Origin of the sequence: Azorhizophilus paspali, from assembly GCF_043587585.2 — a bacterium.
Lineage (GTDB): Bacteria > Pseudomonadota > Gammaproteobacteria > Pseudomonadales > Pseudomonadaceae > Azotobacter > Azotobacter paspali.
This window is the reverse complement of record NZ_CP183182.1, coordinates 81,553-103,333: the sequence shown is the minus strand read 5'-3', so window position 1 is coordinate 103,333 and position 21,781 is coordinate 81,553. Positions and strand designations below refer to the sequence as shown.

The 21,781-nt window shown below is 59.8% G+C and carries 2 protein-coding genes (1 of these 2 cut by a window edge); both read right to left on the bottom strand.

Translation table 11 applies throughout. From position 1 onward, the window contains the following. Positions 1-6,119 carry the start of an SDR family NAD(P)-dependent oxidoreductase gene (locus ACGI6K_RS22800; RefSeq protein ID WP_376948893.1) on the bottom strand. It extends 6,253 nt beyond the left edge of the window, so 6,119 of the gene's 12,372 nt are visible here — the first part of the coding sequence; the start codon lies at positions 6,117-6,119; the stop codon falls past the left edge of the window. After that, entirely contained in the window at positions 6,116-21,718 is a 15,603-nt protein-coding gene (locus ACGI6K_RS22795) for an SDR family NAD(P)-dependent oxidoreductase (protein WP_376948891.1), read from the bottom strand. Before ACGI6K_RS22795 ends, ACGI6K_RS22800 begins: the two co-directional genes overlap by 4 nt. Positions 21,719-21,781: the final 63 nt, after the last annotated feature.

Below are 21,781 nucleotides of genomic sequence, written 5' to 3'. Positions count from 1 at the left end.
GGCTCTGTGATGATAAACTCAGCCAGGCGACGGGCGTATTCACGCAATCGTTCCGGCGTTTTGGCCGATAGCAGGATCGGCCGCGCGCCCGATGTCGCCTTGTTGTGATGGCGCAGCGGCGGTCGGTATTCCTCCAGTAGGATATGGGCGTTGGCGCCGCCAAAGCCGAAGGAGCTGACCCCCGCCCGCCGCGGTAACTCGTTGCCCTCACTATCCTTGACAGCCAGCCAGGGCCGGTTTTGTTGCACAATATAAAATGGGCTGTTATTGAGCTCGATATAGGGATTGAGCTCTTCGCAGTGCAGGCTCTTAAACAGAACCTTGTGCTTGAATTGCAGCAATACCTTGATCACTCCGGCAACACCGGCGGCCAATTCGAGGTGTCCGATGTTCGATTTCACCGAACCAACACCGCAATATCCCTGCCCCAGTTCGTCAACGCCCAACTCTTCACCCAACTCGCGGAACGCCATTTTCAGGCCGTTGATCTCGATCGGATCACCCAGTTCAGTACCAGTGCCATGGGCCTCGATATAACCTATGGTGCGTGGATCGACACCAGCCTGGCGATAGGCTGATTTCAGCAGCTCGGCCTGGGCCCGTGGGTTTGGCGCGGTTAGGGAGTTAGCCCTGCCGCCGTGGTTTTCCACGGTACTGCGGATCAAGGCATAGATGTGATCGCCGTCGGCCTCGGCCTGGGAACGTTTCTTCAGCACAATCATCCCCACCCCTTCGCCACGGGCGTAACCGTTGGCCTGGGCCGAGAAGGTTTTACTGCGCCCATCGAAGGCCAGCATGCCCGCTTTGTTAAAGCTGATCTGCGCCTCGGGGGCGATTAGGGTATTAACGCCTCCGACGACCGCCATCCGGCAATCTCCGCTGCGCATCGCCTGGACCGCACGGTGGATCGCCACCAACGAGGAAGAGCAGGCGGTTTCGACCGGCTCGCTGGGACCATGCAGGTCGAGTAGAAAGCTCATCCGATTGGGACCGACCGAGGGCACCATCGCCGTGGCGCTGTAACCCTCGATCGGCACGCCGGTTTTGGCGATCAGGCTGCTGTAGCCGGTCACTCCGGTGCCGACGAAAATCCCTGTATCACTACCCGCCAGATCAATGGTGGCGTAGCCGGCGTCTTCGATCGCCAGCCAGACATAAGTCATCAGTAGGCGTTGTTGGGGATCCATCAACTGGGCTTCCCGCGGCGAGATGGCGAAGAACAACGGATCAAAGTGATCGACGCCGTTGATAAAACCACCCCATTTGACATTTGTTTTGTCGACTTGCCGGTGCGGATCGCCGTAATATTCGCGCCAGTCCCAGCGGTTGGCGGGTATCTCGCTAATACAGTCCCGGCCTTCCTTGAGGTTGCGGAAAAACTGCTCGACATCATCGGCCATGGGGAAGCGGCCGCTGACGCCGATCACCGCGATATCTTCATCGTCTGCAGATCTGCTCGGAACAGAAGAGGATATTGTATCAACGGAAGATAGGGTTGCCTTCAGTCGGCGCCGCCCGACCAGTAATCGCGGCGCCCGAGTGTCATGTTGATGCAGTGCCAGTGGCGACTGTTTAATCTGCTGTTGCGGCGCCGTTTGCTGCGGCGACAGCTTGGCCGCGAGCACGCTACTGTGCTCGCGCTCAAGGTAAGCGGCGAAACGGCCAATAGTGGCATGTTCAAAAAAGATCGTCGGCGCCAGGTTAAGCCGCCATTGTTGTTTCAAAGTGGTTGCCAGCGCAGTCAGGCTGATTGAGTCGAAGCCGTATTGGCTGAACTCGGCATCAAGATGGATCTCTGTGGTGGGGATTTTCATCTGCTGGGACACCAAGTCGATCAGCGCGCGGCACAGTTCCTCCGCCAATGGCGCCCCGGCGCTGGATGGCGGCGGCGCTACGGCTTGGCGTTGCCGCTCACTGTAGTCCGCCGCCGCGACATCGGCGTCGCTGCGGCCGGTCACCAGGGCGGTGATCTGCTCACGCAGACCATGCATCACCAACAGCTGCGGCCTCGCCAACGCGATGCATTGGCGCAGCGCATGAATCCCGGCATTGGTGGGCATCTCCACCATGCCGGTGCTTTCCGCCATCTGCTGTGCGGTCGTCTCATCCACCTTCATGCCGCCCTCTTTCCACAGCGGCCAATTGATCGCTAGGCTGTGGCCGCTTCGCCGTCCCTGCGCTGCCAGCCGGCTGCGGTAGGCAGCGTAGCGGTCGACAAAGGCGTTCGCTGCGGCATAGTCGGCCTGGCCAGCATTGCCGACCACGCCGGTACCGGACGAAAAGAAGATCAAGAAGTCTAAGGGCAGCTCGGCAGTGGCCAGATCCAGATTGCGGACACCGGCCACCTTGGCCTCCATCACCTGTTTTAGTTCGTCATCCTGTTTGTTGATCAGCAGGCTATCTCGGATCACCCCGGCGCTATGTAACACGCCATTGAGGCAGCGATATTCGACAAGAATCCACTCGATCAATTGCTGCACCGCAGCACGGTCGCTGACATCCAGTTGACGGTATTCAATCTTGGTCCGGCCAGCGTCGACCCCAGCCAGCAACTGCGGGTCCACCGCCGAACGGCCTGTTAGAATCAATGTGGCCTCGTTGACACTGGCAGCGATCGCACGAGCGAAGATCCGTCCGAGGCCGCCTAGGCCGCCGGTAATCAGGTAGACTCCGCGATCCTTCCACGGCGCGTCGATCGCTAGATCAACCGGCGGACAGGGGAGCCAGCGTTGCACTTGGCGGTGTCCCGTCTGGTAACGGATCTCGACGTCGCCGGCGGCGGTATTTTCCTCCAGACGTTGCACCAGCGACCGTTGCTCGTCCAACTCGATCAGCTGGCCGGTAAAGTCCGGTGCTTCGAGCTGCAAGCTGCGCAGCATTGCTGCCAGGCCGCCGATCATCCGCCCGCCTTCTGGGTTGTAGACCGCGAGCTGGATTAATCGCCGTCCGTCGACACTCTGACTGAGTAATAGCCGAATTCGCTGCAGCAGCACCAGTGCCGCCTGTTGATAATCATCGGCTGGATCCTGCTCCGGCACGGCCAGTAAATCGCAGCGGCAACCGGCGTTCTGTCCGGTCAACTGGCGCTGCACGCCGGCGACGACCTGCTCGTCAAAGCCGCTCAGTAGGATTAGGCGCTGGCTAAAGCCGGCCGCCTCACTGTGACAGACCGCCTCGTCAGTCCATTGCGGCTGGAACAGCAGGGTTTCCATCAGCAGCTTGTCAGTCGTGGCCGGGTCGCTGTGGTCGCCGAGCACCCGAGAGGTAAAACCTTGCATCAACACGCAGAGCTTGCCCTGCTGATCAAATAGTTCGATATCCAGTCGTTGCAGGCCGTTATCGGCCTGCTGATCGTCGCGCCGTTTGGCATAGGCCACCCTGGCCCACATCCGCTCGCTGCAGCGATCCAACACCTGCAGGCCTTCAAGAGCAAAGGGCAGCGTCGGTCGCATCACCGGCGGCAGATTTTCCCTGTCGCCTTCGGGAAGTACCACGTCGGCGCCGATACTCAGGGCAATAGCCGCCTGCAGCGCCGAGTCCATCAGTGATGGATGCAGCAGGTAGTCGTTGAAGCTGTCGTGTTGGCAGGATGGCAAGGCAAGCTCCGCCAACACCTCTCCCCGTCCCAAGGCGACCGATTGCAGGCCCTGGTAGGCCGGGCCGTGCTCAAAAGTCATTTCCCGGTAGGCTTGGTAACATTGCTCGGCACTCAACTGACCGCCATTAATCCTAGCCTTGAGAGCCGCCAGATCAACGTTGCATTGCGGCGACTGTTCAGCAAAACTCGCCAAGCCCTGGCTGTGTAGCACCGGCTCACCGGCGACCAGACCGGAGAGCGGATCATAGTTGCGGCTGGAGATCTCGAAGCGGATCTGATCGTCTTCTTCCAGCGTCAACTCAACGTCGATCTGCCGTTTTTGGCCGTCGATGATCAACGGCCGCAGCCAGACTACATTGCTGAATACCGGCTGCCGCTCTGACGCCGCCAGACCGTTGGCGGCCATCGCTACCGCGGCTCTGGCCATTTCCAAGTGGCCGACCCCGGGGAAGATCCGCCGTCCGCCCACCACATGCTGCTTGAGGAAAAACTCCTCGCCATCAAACACTGTGGTAAAGCGCTGGCTTAGCAGATCCGAAGTATTTCGCGCTAGAAAGGGATGCAGGCAGTTGGGGGTAAAACCCAGAGCCGCGCCTGCATTGCCCCCCACAGTACCCCGACGCGCAGGCGGTATCCAGAAGTTCTGCCGGGCAAAAGGATAAACTGGGGCGTGGATACGCCGGGCGTCGTCATAATGACGACGGTTGAACTCTATCCAATCGATCTTACCACCGGCCACCCAAGCCTCGGCCAGGGGTTGCAGGCCAGCGTGATTGCCTGTAGATGGCGGCTCGATGGTTGGATGTTCGCCTGTGTCGATCCGACAGTACCAGCAGTGCCGAGGCGAACGGCCGTCTAGCCAGTCGTCCAACTGCTGCGCCAGCTGAGCTTTGTCGGTGCATAGGAAAATCAACCGGTGATCCTGCGCTAACCGGCCCGTTTGCAGGGTATAAGCGAGATCCGCTAGCCGGACCGCCGGATCGACCAGCGCTTCGCTCACCAAGCGGGCATATTGTTTGAGGCTATCGGCGGTGCGCGCCGACAGTGGCAGTAGCAGCGGCCGGGACTCCTCGCTGGGTGTTGCGGTGGCGACTTCGATCGCCTCACGAATCACTATGTGCACATTGGTGCCGCTGTGGCCAAAGGAATTGAGCGCCGCCATCTGCAGGCCGCTCCCATCGACGAGCCAGTCGCTCAGCTCGCGATTGATATAAAACGCTGAATCTGCCAGCTCTATCTGTGGGTTCAGTTGTTCGAAGTTCAGTAAACCCGGCAGCTGACGGTATTTCATCGACAACAGAATCTTAATTAAGCTGACTACACCGGCGGCCGCAGAGGTGTGGCCGATATGGGCCTTGGCGCTACCTAGCGCACAATAGCCGGTATCGGGGGTAAACTGGCGGAAGGCCCGGGCCAGTGCGTTGACCTCGACCGGATCGCCGAGCGGCGTGCCGGTGCCATGGGCTTCGACATAGCTGATCTGCCTCGGGTTGATGTCAAAGCGCCGATACAGTTCGCTGATCAGCCGCTCCTGGGCCTGGCCGCTCGGCGCGGTAATGCCGTTGCTGGCGCCGTCCTGGTTTATGCCTGAAGCGCAGATCACCCCGTAGATCGGATCGCCGTCAGCAATCGCTTCCGGTAATCGTTTGAGGGTCACCATACCGACCGCTTCCGACAATACGATGCCGTCGCTGCGGCTGTCGAAGGTATGGCAGCGCCCGGTGGGCGACAGCATATCCATCTGTGACAGGCTGATCAGGCTTTGCTCGCTGAGGGTGGCGAACACACCGCCGGCCAGCGTCAGATTCGCCTCGCGGTTGCGTAGGCTCTCACAGGCCAAGTGAATTGCCGAAGCCGATGACGAGCAGCCGGTATTAACTACCAGCGCCGGCCCCTTAAAGTCGAGAAAATAAGACAGCCGTGAGGCGATAATCGCATCGGAGGCGCCGATAAAGGTTTCATGGAAATAGCCAGTCGGTTCAGCGCCGACAAAGATTCCTACCGACTGACCCTGGAAGCTTTTTGGGTTGTAGCCGGCATCTTCCAACGCCTTCCAGCTCTCCTGGAGGATCAGCCTCTGATGCGGATTCATGGATTCAGCGTCGCGGGGCGAGATATTGAAAAACAGCGGATCAAAATCATCCCGCTGTTCGAGGATCCCGCCCCATTTGCAGTAGGTCTTGCCGGGCTGGCGCTCCGGAGAATAGCTGCGCTGCGGGGCCAGATAACGTTCGCCCAATTCGACGACGCCGTCGACACCAGTGCTAAGGTTGCGCCAGAAGCGGTCGACGTTGTCAGCTGCGGGAAACTGTCCCGCCATGCCGATCACTGCGATCTCAACGTTTTCCTGCGCCCGCCCGGCGCCGGACAGGGTTTTACCGCCTGTTCCGGTCTGCTCTATACCTGGCGTAGCCTTGGCGGTGGCGGCTTTTAGTTGTTGCAGCCGCTGTTTGGCCTCGGCCACGGTGATCTGGCGATTTTGAAGCCTGGCGATAATGGATTGAAATTCTTGGCTGCTCATGATTGTCGTGTTCCGGCAGTTACCTGCACCGTACAGCAATTTCCAGCAGCGCTATGTTCTATGGCGCCATTGCTGACTAATTTCAGCAATGAATCAATTGACAATTCACCGGATAGAAATAGGTCTTCAAGTTGATTAGCGGACTGATGTTGCAATTCAACTTGAGGGTATTGCTCGGGCGCATTATTATTCCCTGCCGATCCGGCCTTATTAAGGCTGCTCAGCGAGGCTGTCATCTCTCTGTGGTAATTTTCGACGATATACGCCGATAATGTCGCCACGGTTGGATATTCAAACAGTATCGCGGTGCTCAGCTCGACGCCCAGCGCCTCACCAAGGTAGTTGACAAAGCTCGCCCCGAGGATTGAGTCAAGGCCGTAATCGAAAAATGGCTGCTCGCTGTCGATCTGCGCAGGGTTGAGCTGCAATGCCCTGGCAAGCCCCTCCACCACTAGCACGGTGGCCGCTTTTGGGTGAGCGCCACCAGCCCGGGCTTTGACAGCAGAATCAAGACGCTCCACCAGCTCGGGGCCATCCGTAAACTCAAGGCGGTCTCCACGCCCGCCGCCCAGTCGGGCGCTTTCCGCCGGATACTGGCTAAGCAAGTAGTCAACCAGGCTATCCAGGGTCGGATAGTCGAACAGCAATGCGGTGTTAAGCTCTGTACCCAGTGCCTCGCCGAGATGGTCGACAAAGCTCACTCCGAGGATCGAGTCGATACCGTAATCGGCAAAGGGTTGATCCACCACGATTCGCTCTGGCTCCAGTTGCAGCGTTTTGGCTAGGCCATTGAGCGCCACCACAATTAGCACATCGCGGCTGTTGCCGCTTCCGGCAACGCCGGCACCGCGCTCTTGGCCACGGCTAAACTGAGGTTCAGGGTTGCTGTTTCCCTGCTCTTGGCTATCTACCGGCGCCAGACGCTCCTGGCCATCGTTTTCCGCGACGATGATCTGCTGGCCGAGGCAGTGGGCGCACTCCACCGGAAAGGCGGCATTGCGAAACCCGGTCTCGCCCAGCAATCTGGCCCAGCTTTTTGGATAGAGCGCCGGCGTACCGGGGATTCGCAACTCGGGATCTTCATACAACCACCAGCCCTTGAGCAGACCGAAGGTGAGGTGGGAGAACAGCGACCTGTCGCTGATCTCGTTCATCACCAGGATACCGCCGCGACGCAACACCGCTTTGACGTGACTCATGGTGCGACGAATTTTGCCAGTGGCGTGCAGCACGTTGGCAGCGATCACTATATCGTAGCTGCCCAGCGCCAGCCCCTGACTTTCCGGCGGATGCTCGATATTCCACAACTGGTAAGTGAGGAAAGGGTTGGTCGAACCATAGGTTTTCCTAGCGTACATTAGAAACGCCTTGGATATATCGGTATAACAGTATTCGGCGATATGTTCGCGCCAGGGCTGCAGCGCCGGCAGCACGATTGAAGTGGTGCCGCCGGTGCCAGCGCCGATCTCGAGGATCCGGATCCGGCGTTGGGGGTCGTTGGCCAGTAGCTTTTCGATGTGCAGCTGCACTACGCCCGCGACTACCTGGTTGAAGTAGTCGGACAACGCGTTGTTGCGATAGACCCCTTCGACTTTCTCCATCGATGATTTGGGGAAAATGACATCTGTCGCTTGCATCCGACCACTGAGTATCGCCGGAAGCTGTTGCAAGCAGGCGTCAACCAGTTCAACCTGGGCCTTGCGCTGGGGGGCGGCCATTAACTCGCCGCTGAGCTGGCGCCAGCGTTCGGCCAGCTGCTGTTGTCGCTGAGGGGACGCCTTGTCATCGGCGCAGATCTGCGCGCCACGGCGCTGTACCAGGCCATGCTGTTGCAGCAGATCGATACAGGTCGACCACCAGCGACCATAGTTGTCACCAATCCCTGCCTCTCGGCGCAGGACTTCGCTGTCCTTGAAGCATCCTGGCTGCCTGAACAGCCCCATGCGGCACAGTTGGACTAACGTCATTCCGGCCATCGCCTCGTCGAAAGGCGTTGGGTCATGGGCCGCCAGTAGCGGCGCGGCGGCGACGCGGTGGCGCTCAAAGCCATCGACAGGCCTACGGACGCCTTCCTCTCCAAGCACAACTTGCTCTGCTTGCAGCTGCATCAATTGCTGTACCAGCACCGAAGCGGCCATGCAAATTACCTGATCAAGTTGGCCCCTGCTCAGCGCCTCGACAAAGCGGGCGAAACATTCAAAGCCCTCGCGATCCTCCAATGCACCGGCATGGCGGCTCATCGGTTGCGCCGATGGGTCTGCCGCTTGTTGCTCCGTCAGCGACGAGAGCCAGAACCCCCAGTTGATTGTGCCTACCGGGAAAGCAGCATGGCGCCGCAGGCTGTGCACCAAGCTGTCGGAGAAGGTGATCCCGGCGGCGTAAGCGGCCAACTTGGCCGCGCCGGAGAAGGCAAAGCTTTGCCCTGACGAGAAATAACACATGAAATCCAGCGGCTCGTTGGCGAAGGCGCGGTAGAACTCGATGCCTCCGCGGCTTTTTACCTCAAGGATCTCGCAGAACTGTGGCTCGGGCATCTGGGTGATGGGATCTTCATAATTAAACACCACGCCGGAGAAAATCGCTCCGTTGATCGCGCTGTAGCGCTGCTTTATCTGCGCCACAGCGCGCTGCAGCGATGCCAGATCGTTGGCATCGGCCTGGAGGTAATCCAACTGCGCCGGGTCGACCGCACCGTCGACACTGCGCAGACAGCGATCCAGTCTTCCCCGTACCTTGGGATCATCCGGCCGGCTGCGGCCCAGCCAAATCACCCTTGCCTGGTAATCAGCCAGCAGGTAACGGCTGATGATCCCGCCAACGGTACCGCTGCCACCGAGGATCACGTAAACGCCATTGCGCTTCAGCGCCGGGGTGACAAAATCTCTCTCAGCCAACACCGGCTGCTGAGGCTGCCAGGTCAGGCTGAAGATACGGCGGCGATAGCGCTCGCCGCCGCGCAGACACAGCGCCTCGCCACGCGCCAGCCCGCGTTCGCTCAGCAACTGGCGCACCAATTGCGGCAGGCGCCGGCTGTCGGCCAGCTCATGGCTTTCGACATCGATATTACGCACCCGGAACCTGTGTTCGCCCTGAGCAATCGCATAAGCCATACCGGTCAGGCCGCCACCAAAGGCGCTCACTGGCCCACCGGCAATGTCGAAGTTGTTCTGGCTGATGATGTAGCTGTCAATCGCCTGGCGATGGCCATGTTGTTTGAGCCACTTGATCAACCTGAGTAGCAGAATCTCGTTATATTGCGGGCTGTCGAGCAGCGCTTGCCAGTTAGTTGGCTCACCTTTGCCGCCGATAAAATAGAGACAATCGATCGCTGGATAGCCGCCGAGACAGAAATCCAGCGCTTGCGGATCGGCAACATCCAACGACCAGTGATCCGTCGCTAGGGAACGGTTCCGCTGCCCCGGCTCCAGGCGGAGCACCCGACCGCCGTCGGCGATAAAACCTGCGCTGACGAGGTACTGACTAGCGATCGCTTCAGCAGCTACCGCAGCCGAGGGGCCGGCGACGATCAATACGCAACGGTGCTCGCCGATCAGTGGCTCACCGCCTTGCCCATCGGCCTGCCAGCGTGCCAGATAGCTCAGTCGATCACAGGCGGTTGAAGCCACCGGCGCGGCGACAGCTGCCTCCATGGCGCTTGCTGACTGGGCCGGGATCTTTGCTACTACGGCGGCTTCGCAGTTGTCTCTGGCGGCTCCCCCTATGCCAAGCGGCAACCAGAAGGTCTCGCGGGCGAAGGGGTATACTGGCAGGCTGATCCGGTATGGCCGCGGGCCAGGACGTTCGGTGTGCAGCAGTGACCAGTCAATGGCCTCGCCATCGACCCACAATTCCAGCAGTTTGTGGAGCTTGCCCCTGTCGACCCAGCTGCGGATCACCGGCGCCAGATTCTCATCGGCTTGGGCGGCCAACCGTCTACGCTTGACGTCGCCCAGGTAGATGCCGTCACTGGCCTGGCCGCCGCTGTCGATAAACTCTCGCAACCTCGTTGCCAGAGCGGCGGGCGACTCGGCCACCAAGCCAAGCCGCGTCGCCATCATCTCTCGGCCGGTTTGCAGAGTGTACGCAAGGTTGACCAAGTCTCCGCCCGACATATGCGGCCGGGCTTCAACATAAGCCAGCAGCGCCTCGGCATAGTCGTGCAACCGCTCGCCGTCTCGGGCCGACAACAGGATCACCTCGGCGCTATTACTGTTTGGTGGCTCGCGGTATTCCTCGTGCTCCTGCAGCAACACATGGGCATTGGCGCCGCCGGCGCCAAAGGAAGAGACTCCGGCGATGCGCGGTCCCTCGTCTGCCGGCCGCCAGTCGCCCAACGCCTGTTGCAGGTAAAACGGCGTGGCTTCCAGCATCAGGTTGGGGTTGAGCTTGGCGGCATTCAGGGTCGGCGCGATCTGCTTGTGTTTGAGCTGCAGAATCACCTTGCTGACGCCGGCGATGCCGGCCGCCCCTTCTAAATGGCCAATATTCGATTTCACTGAGCCCAGCGCGCAGCGGCCAGGATCGATGCCATCAATCGCAAAGGCCTGGCTCAGTCCGCTTACCTCAATTGGATCACCTAACTCGGTGCCGGTGCCGTGGGCCTCGATATAACTGATCTGGCTTGCGTCCAGCCCAGCCTGCTCGATCGCCAGGCGGATCACCCTGGCCTGAGCCTGGGGATTGGGTACGGTGTAGCCGTTGGTTTTACCACTGTGGTTGACCGCAGAGGCGCGGATTACCGCGTGGATGTTATCTCTGTCCGCCAACGCCTGCGACAAGGGCTTCAGCAACAGGGCTCCGACACCCTCACCGGGTACAAAGCCGTTACCGCCTTCACCAAAGCTGCGACAGCGACCGTCTTTCGACAGCATTTGGCCGGCGCACAGCTCAACATAGTTGGAGGGATGCAGATAGAGGTTAACGCCACCGGCGAATGCCATTCGACACTCGCCGCGACGCAAGCTTTCGCAGGCCCGGTGCAGCGCGGCCAGAGACGACGAACACATGGTGTCCACCGGTTCGCTCGGTCCGTTCAGATCCAATACATAGGAGACCCGGTTGGCGATTGAGCCGAACGAGGTGCGGGGAAATATCATATGGCCTTGCTCACGCAACGCCAGTCCGTAGAGGCCGTATCCCGTTTTGGTGATCCCAGCGAAGACCCCGACATTGCCTTGGTATTGTTCGGCCAGATCCGCCTTGGTGATCCCAGCGTCTTCCAGTGCCTGCCAACAGGACTGCAAAAACAGCCGTTCCTGGGGGTCCATGTTGACCGCCTCACGGGGGGAGATATTGAAAAACAGCGGATCAAAATCGGCAAAACCGTCGATAAAGCCGCCCCACTTGCTATAGCTGCGGCCTTGTTTCAGCGCCTCCTGCACCGAATCGACATAAAAGTCCTGCAGCGACCAGCGGTCCGCTGGAATCTCGATGATGCTGTCGCGCCCCTCTTTGAGGTTGCGCCAGTATTCATCGAGGTTGGCAGCTTGGGGATAACGGCCACTGATCCCGATCACCGCTATAGGCTCAACCGGGGGAGTCGCCACCGGCTCAGCGGCTATCGTTTCCAGGTTGGCGACAACCGCCGCGCCTCTACTCAGAGCTTGAGTCTGTACTCGCCCGCGGTTTTCCGCTTCGGCCAAGCCGCTCCACAACAAACAGGCACGATGATGGCGCTCCACCAGGTAGCCGGTCAGCTCGTTAAGGCTGTGGTATTCAAAAAACAGCGTTTTCGACAGTTGGCGCTCCGCCGGCTGCAGCGCTGTCATCAGGGAGAAGGCATCTTCCAGCGCCTTGTTGAGCCGGGTAATCATGATCGAGTCGATGCCGTACTGTTCCAACGGCGCATCGGATTTGACATGCCCGGACGGTAACTTGGTGACTTCACAAAACACCGCCTTGAGCCGTTCAAGAGTGGCGGCAGCCAGCCGCTCGCGATCCACCCCGACATTGGCTAATGTCATCGGGTCTTCAGCACCACCGCCAGCAGTGGCCAGCACTTCAGCGCCTGGAATATGACTATGGATCTGCGCCAGATCGCCCTCGATCACCAATAACCGTTCCAGGCCGGCGTTCAGTCCCAGTTGTAAGGCCTTGACGCCATGGACCGACTGCATCGGCGTCATCCCGGTCTTATGGCGGATTTTCGCCCGGTCGGCGGCGCTGATCTGCATGCCGCCGTCCCGCCACAGCGGGTAATTGATCGACATCGTATGACCAAATCGCTGCCCCTGCTCGACCCGCCTGTTGCGTAGTCCGGCAAAGTGATCCATGAACGCATTAGCTGCGGCGTAGTCAGCCTGGCCCACGCTGCCAAGCACGGCCGAGCAGGATGAAAACAGTACAAAAAAATCCAGATAGAGCCGACGGCAAGCCCGATCCAGCAGTTCGACGCCGATCACCTTGGCGGCAAACACCTCAATAATGTCCTGAGGGGTTTTCCGGGCGAGCAGCCGATCCCTATTGATCCCCGCGCTATGCAGTACGCCGTTGAGGCCGCCATACTTGGTGCAGATTTCATCGACCAACTGTTCAAGAGCTTCGGTGTCGGTTAGATCGACTTGGTGGTAACTGACCTCGGTGCCGGCGTCGCGCACCTCCTGCAGATGCGCCTCCTGGCAGTTGTCGAGGGCCGAGCGGCCGATCAAAATCAAAGTGGCGTTGCGACACTGTTCAGCAATCGCCTTAGCGAAGATCAGTCCCAGACCACCGGCGCCGCCGGTGATCAGGTAAACGCCCTGATCTTTCCAACCTACTGTCGCGCCGATACTGCCCATTCCTGCGACATCATCAGCCAGCTCCTGCCATTGCAGCTCCTGGCGGCCACCTTCAGAGAGGCTTCTTTGCAATACCGAGCTGCCGCTGTGATACGTCTCGGAGAGCATCGCCGTTAGCTGGCTGAGCTGCAACGTTGGCAATGGCCTGCCGGCCTCGACCTTGATCAACAGGCAACGGGCGCTGAGGGTTGGCTGCTCCAGGCAAGCCGTTTTCAGCAGGCCGTTAAGACCGGCATAAAGAAAATCATCCGGTTTCTGCTCGGCAATCACCAGTTCAATCTGCACCCGGCCACTGAGCTTTTGCAGCCGCAGTAACAGCGCAATCGCCAGTTCCTGATAACGCGCCGCCGGGGTGATCTTGCTGGAAGCCAGGATTTCACAGTTGAAACTGCCCCCCGCGGAGGTTGATAGGAGTTGCAATTGCGCCACCTGCTCGCTGTTGAACCCGACCAACAACAGCAAGCGCTGGCCGGCATCATCATCAGCGGCTCCGCCCAGAGTCTCCTGCCAGACAGGCCGTGCCAGGAACAGTCCAGTAGAGGGCTGCGGTGGGTTGTCGCCCTTTGACTCATCAGTTGCGTTCGGCTCTTCGAAAGCGTCCTGCTCGACGATGACCAACTGCGGAGTCTGATCGACCCAGTAACGCTCTTTAGCAAACTGGTAACTTGGCAGGTGGATACGCTTTGCCGATCCGGCTGGCCACAGCGCCGTCCAATCGATCTCTGCGCCGCCGATCCACTCGATAGCCAGTCGCCCGGTTTCGTCAGCCGACGATATTATTGGCGAATCGCCGTTGGCCAGCTGCGCCAGCTGGGCTTGCAGTTCCGGAAGATCGGTGGCGACCACCGCCGCCCGCACCCGCATAGCCTCCCTGGCGGTCTGTAAGGTAAAGGCAATATTGGCCAACAGCCCCTCCGCCGGCGACTCTCTTCTGTCCAGCCAACGCGCCAGTGCCCGGGCATTGTCCTGCAGGCTTTCGGCGGTTTTGGATGACAGTGGAATAATCCGGCTGGCTGTAGGCGGCGTGGGACACTGGCACACGGCTTGTCCCGCTTGGTATTCACCGATCACCAAGTGGGCGTTGGTGCCGCTATGGCCAAAAGAGTTCAGTGCCGACAGCAGCCGTTCGCCGCTACTCGGCCGCCAGTCAATCGCTTGACGGTTGATATAAAACGGCGAGCCCTCCAGCTCAATCAGCGGGTTGAGCCGCTCGAAGCCAGGCATCGCCGGCAGCCTGCGGTGTCGTATCGACAGCAGGATCTTGATCAGGCCGATCACCCCGGCGCCCGCGGCTGCGTGGCCGAGGTTAGCTTTGGCGCTGCCCAACACACAATATCCTTGGGCGTCGGTGCGCTGACGGAACGCGCGGATCAATGCGTTGGCCTCGACCGGATCACCGAGCCGGGTGCCGGTACCATGGGCCTCGACATAGCTGATCTGCGATGGGTCGATGGCGAACTTATGATAGATATCGCGGATCAACTGCTCCTGAGCTTCACCGTTGGGCGCGGTAATGCCGTTACTGGCCCCGTCCTGGTTAACCCCCGAGGCTTCAATGACGCCGTAGATCGGATCACCGTCGGCCTCAGCGTCTTCCAAGCGTTTCAGCACCACCATGCCGACACCTTCGGAGATCACTGTGCCGTCAGCCGTAGCGTCGAAGGTGTGGCATTGGCCACTGGGGCTGAGCATGTCGATCGCCGATAGGCTGATCAATCCCCGCTGATCCAGCAGCGCATAGACCCCGCCGGCCAGCGCCATATTGCTTTCTCCGTGGCGCAGGCTTTCGCAAGCCTGGTGGATTGCTACTCCGGAGGAAGAACAGCCGGTATTGACTACCATCGCCGGCCCTTTGAGATCGAGGAAGTAAGACAGTCGAGAAGCCACGATCGCCTCGGAGCTGCCGGTAAAGGAGTCGTGGTGATAACCGCCTGGCTCCGCGCCGATATAGACACTGATCGCAAGGCCCGCCAGGGTTATCGGGTTATAACCTGCATCTTCGAGCGCCTTCCAGCTTTCCTGCATCACCAGCCGCTGGTGCGGAGTCATCGACTCCGCTTCATGAGGCGTGAGGTTAAAAAACAGTGGATCGAAGCAGTCGCGGTCCTTGAGTATCCCCGCCTGTTTGCAGTAACTCTTGCCTGGTTGTTTATCGGCACTGTAGAAACGTGGATCAAGATAATTCTCCGGCAACGCCTCCACGCTATTGCGTCCGGCCAGCAGGTTATCCCACAGCTCATCGGTATTATCGGCGCCGGGGAACTGTCCGGACATGCCGATCACCGCGATTCGCCCTCTGGCGGCCGCGTTCGCCGCCGGGGTCGCGTCGCTAGCAGTCGACCGACCGGCTCCCCCTAGTGCCGCAGCCATGACAGGGCTGATCGTCGCTGCCGCAACAGGGATGGCCCGCGGCTCTGTCTCCGAAGCGTCATCGGCTACCGCGGTGCCCGCGACAACCGGTTTGGCCAGCGCCCGCTTGATCTGCGCGCCATAAGTGTTTTGCAGGTAATCCCGCAGCTTGGCCACCGTGGCCTGTTCAAATAGGATCGCGCTGTTGAGTTTGAGTCCCAACTGATTGCCCAGTTGTTTGACAAAGCCGACACCGATGATTGAATCCACGCCATAATCGGAAAATGGTGTGCGTAACGCGATGCTCTTCCCATCAGCCTTGAGGGTCTGGGCCAAGGAATTGATGATCAATTGTTGCAGCCTGTCTGCAATATCCTCGGATTGTCCGGTCCCGCAGACTCGATGCGAGTTTAATATTAAATCCCTGTTTTCTGGTTGGGGCGTCAACGTGGCTGTCTGTAGAATCAACCCGTCACTATGGGCAGTAATGATCTGCTGGCCTAGGGTGATCCCCTGCTTGATTCGCAGGCAGACCTGTCTAAAGCCCTCGCTCCACAACAGCTCAGTCCAGCTGTCCTCGGCCAGTAGCGGCGAGCCAGGAATTCGAAGTTGTTTGTCTTCATACAGCCACCAACCATCGAGTAAGCCGAAGGTCACAGTCGCCGCTGTGGTCTTGTGGTTCAGCTCATTCAACGCCAGTAGGCCGCCACCGCGCAGCATCGCCTTGGTGTGGGCTAGCGTCCGGCGCATATTGGCTGTGGCGTGCAGCACATTGGTGGCGATGACTATGTCATAGCCGAGAGCGGTAGGATTCCTGTCGTCAAAAGGTTGGCTGATATCAAGAATTCGAGTGGTAAAGTAAGGGCGACCAGCGGCGAAGCAACTTTCGCCGTACTGTAAAAACGCCCGGGAGATATCGGTGTAGCAATATTCGCTGATCTGCCCAGCCAGCGGCTCCAGCGCGGCCAGCACCCTTGCTGTGGTGCCTCCGGTGCCGGCACCAATCTCAAGGATCCGCACCGGCCGCCGGGGGGCAATCTCAACCAGGCGGCGGACATAACCGGTCACCAGCAACGCTAACTGATTGTTGAAGAAATCCGACAGGGTATTATGTTTGTAAATCCCCTCGACCTTGGCCATCGAACCGTCAGGGAACAACAGATCCGTCGCCTGAGTACGACCGGTAAGGATCTGTGGCAGCTGTTGCAGGCAATCGTCGATCAAGGTCGCCTGAACCTGGCGATCACGATCTTTCAGGTAGCGGTCGCGCTGTTCCCGCCAGGCCGCCCAGATCGCCCCACGGCGCTCTTCGGCAATGTGCGCCGCCAGACTGAATGTCTCGCCCTGCTGGTGTAGCAAGCCATGCTCCACAAGGATCGCCAAGCACTCCTCCCACCAGCGGCGATACCTGTCGCCAATCCCTGCCTGCTGTCGCCAGGCTTCAGCACTTTGCCGATTGGGCGTGTTGAAAATCCCCAGCGTCTGCACTTGGATCAACAGCAACACGGCGATCGACTGATCGAGGACCCGAGGATCAAAGATCCGCTGCAAGCGAGCTAGTTCGGAGGATTCCAGCTCGATGCTTTGCGGAGGTTGCATCGGCGCGGCGAGCGGATCCAACCGATACTGCCGTCCCTGCAGCACGGCCATCAGCTGGCGCACCGCGGTCGAAGCCTTGATGCACAGTAACCGAGGCAGTGAGCCGCTGGCCAGGTTGGCGACAAAGCGGCTGAAGCAGGTGAATCCCTCGTCATCGCCGATTGCGTCCATATGGCGGCTGATCGCCTGCGCTTGCAGCGAGGCGCGCCAGAACCCCCAGTTAATCACCCCGACAGGGAAGGCTGCCACCGGGTGGATCGCCTCGGCGAAGGCGTCGGCAAAAGTGATGCCGCAGGCGTAGGCCGCCAGTTTGGCCGCTCCGGAGAATGCAAAGCCCTGGGCGGAAGAGAAATAACAGAGGAAATCGAGTTGCTGCCCGGCAAGCGCCTCATAAAAATTGATACTGCCGCGGCTCTTGATTTCGATAATTTGCCGAAATTGCGCTTCTGAAGTCTGCTGAATGCTGTTTTCAAAATCAAACACCATGCCGGAAAACACGGCACCATTGATCCGCCCATAGCGCTGGTTGATCTGTGCCACGGCCTGCTGTAACTGCGATAGATCCGTCGCATCGGCCTGGATATACTCGACCCGGCCGTGGAAATGGTCCATCGTAAGGCTTTGCTGCACCTCGCGGCTGTCGGCGGCCTTACGGCCAAGCCAGATCACCCTGGCCTGATAATGCTCGATCAACTGGCGACTAATCACCTGGCCGATGACGCCGCTACCGCCCAGGATCAGGTAGACCCCTTGGTGTTTCAGCGCCGAGGCGCTGTCGCCATTCGTCGGCAGGGCCAATGGCGTCAAGTGCTGGACAAAACGCTCGCCCCGGCTGAGCTTGACCAGTTCTCCCCGCTCCGAGGCCGGTTCGGCGAGGATTTGCGCCAGCAGCCGTTGCCGGCTGCATGGCGTGTCTAGCTCGGCGGGGCTGATGTCCAAGTTGCGCAGCTGCACCCGGTGATCGCTCTGGGCCATCGCATACCCCAGCCCCGCCATGCCTGCTCCCAGCGGGTTGCCCGGTCGTGACTTGCCGGCAAAAGCGTAACGGCCGAGCGATAACAGGAAACAGTCTATCCAGGCGCCGGCGGCCAGTTGTTGCAGCGCCTTGAACAACCTCAGCAGCGGCAATTCGTTGTATTGCAGGCTATCGGCCAACATCAGCGGCACGACGTTGCCTCCGGCTTCCGCGCCGATCACCATGACCTGCGCCACCTCGCCGACCGCTGCGAGTATTCGCGCAAAACCTTGCGGATCATCGTAGCCGTAACGCCAGCGCCCGGCCGTCAGCTCGGCGGTGGCGCCCGCACCGCAGTCGATCCGTACCACCCTGCGACTATCACGATAATGATCAGCTAGCGCGTCTAGCAGCAGCCCGGTAGCGGCGCCGCCTTGCTCCGCCGCCACCAGCACGATTGCCCCGGGGCCAGGTGCCGCGGCTTGCTCGGCCGCGGCTTGCGGCTGCCAGTGCGGCAGATAACAACAGTTGGCCAAATTGTTGTCGACCTGATCCACGTGGAGCGATGGTAACGACTTTGCCGCTAGGGCGTCGGCTCGGTCGTTGCAGGAGGCCGGCGGGTGCGCCAATCCGGGCATCCAGTAACGGTTTCTGACAAAGGGATAAGCCGGCAGACTCATCCGCATGGGCCGCCGATGAGAACGGTCGAGATAGAGCCGATCCCACTCAATCGCGCTACCACGCACCCACAACGCTGCCAATTTGGCCAACTGGCCTTGCTCCAGCCAATGCTCGATCTGCGTCTCGGTGTCGGACAACCGCGAGTCGAGCGACTCGTCAAAGGAATCAACATGACCGTAGAACGAATCATCGACATTCTCGCCAGCGAGCCACCGTGCTAGACGGCACCGCAGATCCGGAGCGGAATCGACCATCAGCGCCAGCCGCGCTGCCATCGGCTCTCGCCCCACTTGCAGGGTAAACGCCAGATCCGCCATCTCAACCCGGTGGCCGTCTTCACTGTCGAGGTAAGCTTGCAATCGAGACACCGATTCGGCCAGGCGCTGTTCGTCGCGGGCCGACAGCAGGATCAACCAGGGAGCGGGTGCGGCGGGTCGTCGATCCGCTGCACCGATATATTCCTCGACGATCAGCGAGGCGTTGGCGCCTCCAGCTCCAAAGGAGGAGATCGCGGCGATCCGTGTCGCGCCGTTGGCTAGCCAGGGCGCCAGCTGCCGCTGCACCCGGAACGGCGTGTGTTCGAAGTGAATCTTCGGGTTAAGCTGCTCGGCGTGCAGCGACGGCGCCAGCTGGCGGTGCTTCAATTGCAGCAGCACCTTGCTCAAGCCGGCGATGCCAGCGGCGCTTTCACAATGACCGACATTGCTCTTGACCGAGCCGATGGCGCAACCGTTGCTAGTGCTAGTACTGAAAGCTCGACTCAGGCCGCTGATCTCGATTGGATCTCCCAGTGCGGTGCCGGTGCCATGGGCTTCGATATAACTGATCTGGCTGGCATTGATACCGGAGCGCGACAGCGCTTTTTCCAATACACGCTGCTGGGCGTCTGCGCTGGGCACGGTATAGCCGTTGGTCTTGCCGCCGGCGTTGATCGCGCTGCCACGAATCACCCCGTAAATCTGGTCACCATCGGCAATCGCCTTGTCTAGCGGTTTGAGCACCACCGCACCCACACCTTCCCCATCAACGAAACCATCGGCATCACCACCAAAGGCGCTGCATCGTTCGCCTGGCGACAGCATCATCATCTCGCACAGGCCGAGGTAGTGGTGTGGATTAACAACTAGGTTGACGCCGCCTGCAATCGCCATCTCGCAGGTGCCGTTAGCCAGGCTTTCAACCGCCAGGTGGATCGCCGTCAACGATGAGGAACAGGCACTGTCGACCACAAAACTCGGTCCCTGCAGATCCAGTTGGTAGGACACCCGGTTGGCGATCGACCAATAGTTGCTGATTGGGTTATAGCTGCCGTTCATTACCCCGACAAAGACCCCGACCTCGCCCTGTTGATGCAGAGTCGCCGGGTTGTAGCCCGCGTCTTCGATACTGTGGTAGGCTACTTCAAGGAACAGCCGCTCCTGAGGATCCATCCGCTCGGCTTCGCGGCGAGAGATTCGGAAGAACGCTGGATCAAACTGATCGATGTCCTTAAGGAAACCACCCCAGCGGGTATAGATGTGGCCGGCCTTCCCCTTCTCCGGATCAAAATAACGGCGCCAGTCCCAGCGGTTAGCTGGAATTTCGTCAATGGCGCAATGACCGCCGATCAAGTTACGCCAAAAGGCGGTCATCGACTCCGCGCCGGGATAGCGGCCGTCAAGACCGATAATAGCGATCTTGTTTTTACTGCTCTGCCCAGCAAAGGCGGCCGTCGTCCCTGTGTTATCGATGTCTGGCGTGCAATCAAGATCCAGCGTTGGTTGGGCATTAGCCTTCGACACGGGTTGCGCAACGACTGCCGCCTTCTTGTTCTGTTCAACGTTGGGTTGTCCCAGCAGAGTCTTAAGCTCGTCTTCTCGGTGCTGGATAAAATGTTCGGTCAGCGCTGCTAGGGTCGGTACTTCAAAAAACAATGCGCTGTCGATTGCTTTGAATTGCTCGTTAAAAGCATTGGTCAGCCTGACGACCAGGATCGAGTCCAGGCCATATTCTTCCAGCGGACGAGACAGGTTCATCTTGTCTGCCGGGATCTTCAGCGTTGAGGCTACCAGCTCCCGAAGGTATTCGCCGACCCGACGCCGCCAGCTGTCCGACGTTGTCTCGTCCTGCTCCGGGCCGAAATCGCCGTTACGCTTGTTGGTGGTGGACTGTGGCACTGCCCGTCGCTCCATCTTAGCGATAGGCTGACGCACGATACCGTCACTCTCGGCAAGGATGATCTGTTGGCCCAGGCCATGGGCCTTCTTGGCCGGGAACAGAACCGGGCTGAACCCTTCCTGCTCCAGCACCGCCTGCCACCCAGCTGGCGACAGCCCGGGGCAACCGGGAATGCGCAATGCGCCATCCCGGTAGAGCCACCAGCCTTCGAGCAGACCGAAGCTCAGGTGGGTAAACAATGAGGCTTCGCTGATTTCATTGAGCATCAACAATCCACCCTTGCGCAAGGCAGCCTTGGCGTTGCGCAAAGTCTGGCGGATCTCCGGCGTGGCGTGCAGCACATTGCTCGCCATCACCAGATGATAGTGATCTGTGGCGATCCCCTGCTCAGCACAGGGACGGGAAACATCAAACAGCCGAGTTTGTAAAAACGGGTTGTTCCGGCCAAATTTATGGGTGCCATGCTGCAGGAAAGCAGTGGACAGATCGGTATAGCAGTATTCGCCAATATGGCGTCGCCAAGGCACCAGCGCAGCCAGTAACCCTGCCGTGGCGCCACCGGTGCCTGCGCCGATCTCGAGAATCCGCAACGGTTCGGCGTCCGCAGGACGGCTTTCGATATAGGCCAACGCCGCCTCGATCATCACTTGATTAAAGTAATCGGAGATCCTGTTGTTCTTATATACCCCTTCCACCAGAGCCATCGAGCCACCAGGAAAAATTACGCTGGTAGCCGGCTGCTCGCCGGTCAGTAATGATGGTAGGCTCGTCAGGCAGGCATCGAGCAGCTGCGCCCTAGCCGCCAGATCGGCGTCCTGGCGCCAAATCGTTAACCGCTCGCGCCATTGCCGCCATAACTCGTCGGGATCGCCGGCCTCGACGCCGGCGACATACCTCAGGCTTTCAGCCAGCCAGGGGTGGAAATAATCCGGCGTGGCGTTACCGTGCTGCGTCGTGAGGTAGAGCAGATCCTCGCTGCGACGTAGCCCCAGCCCGTGCAACTGGATCGCCAGCAGGCGGCACGCCAGCGCTTCAAGCTCACTGACTAGATATGCTGTTGTCTGATTTGCGTCTGTTAACATGTTCCAATTTCCTTGTGACGCGTCTGCCGTCCATTAATGGCTATTTCTCTATGAGGTGTTGCG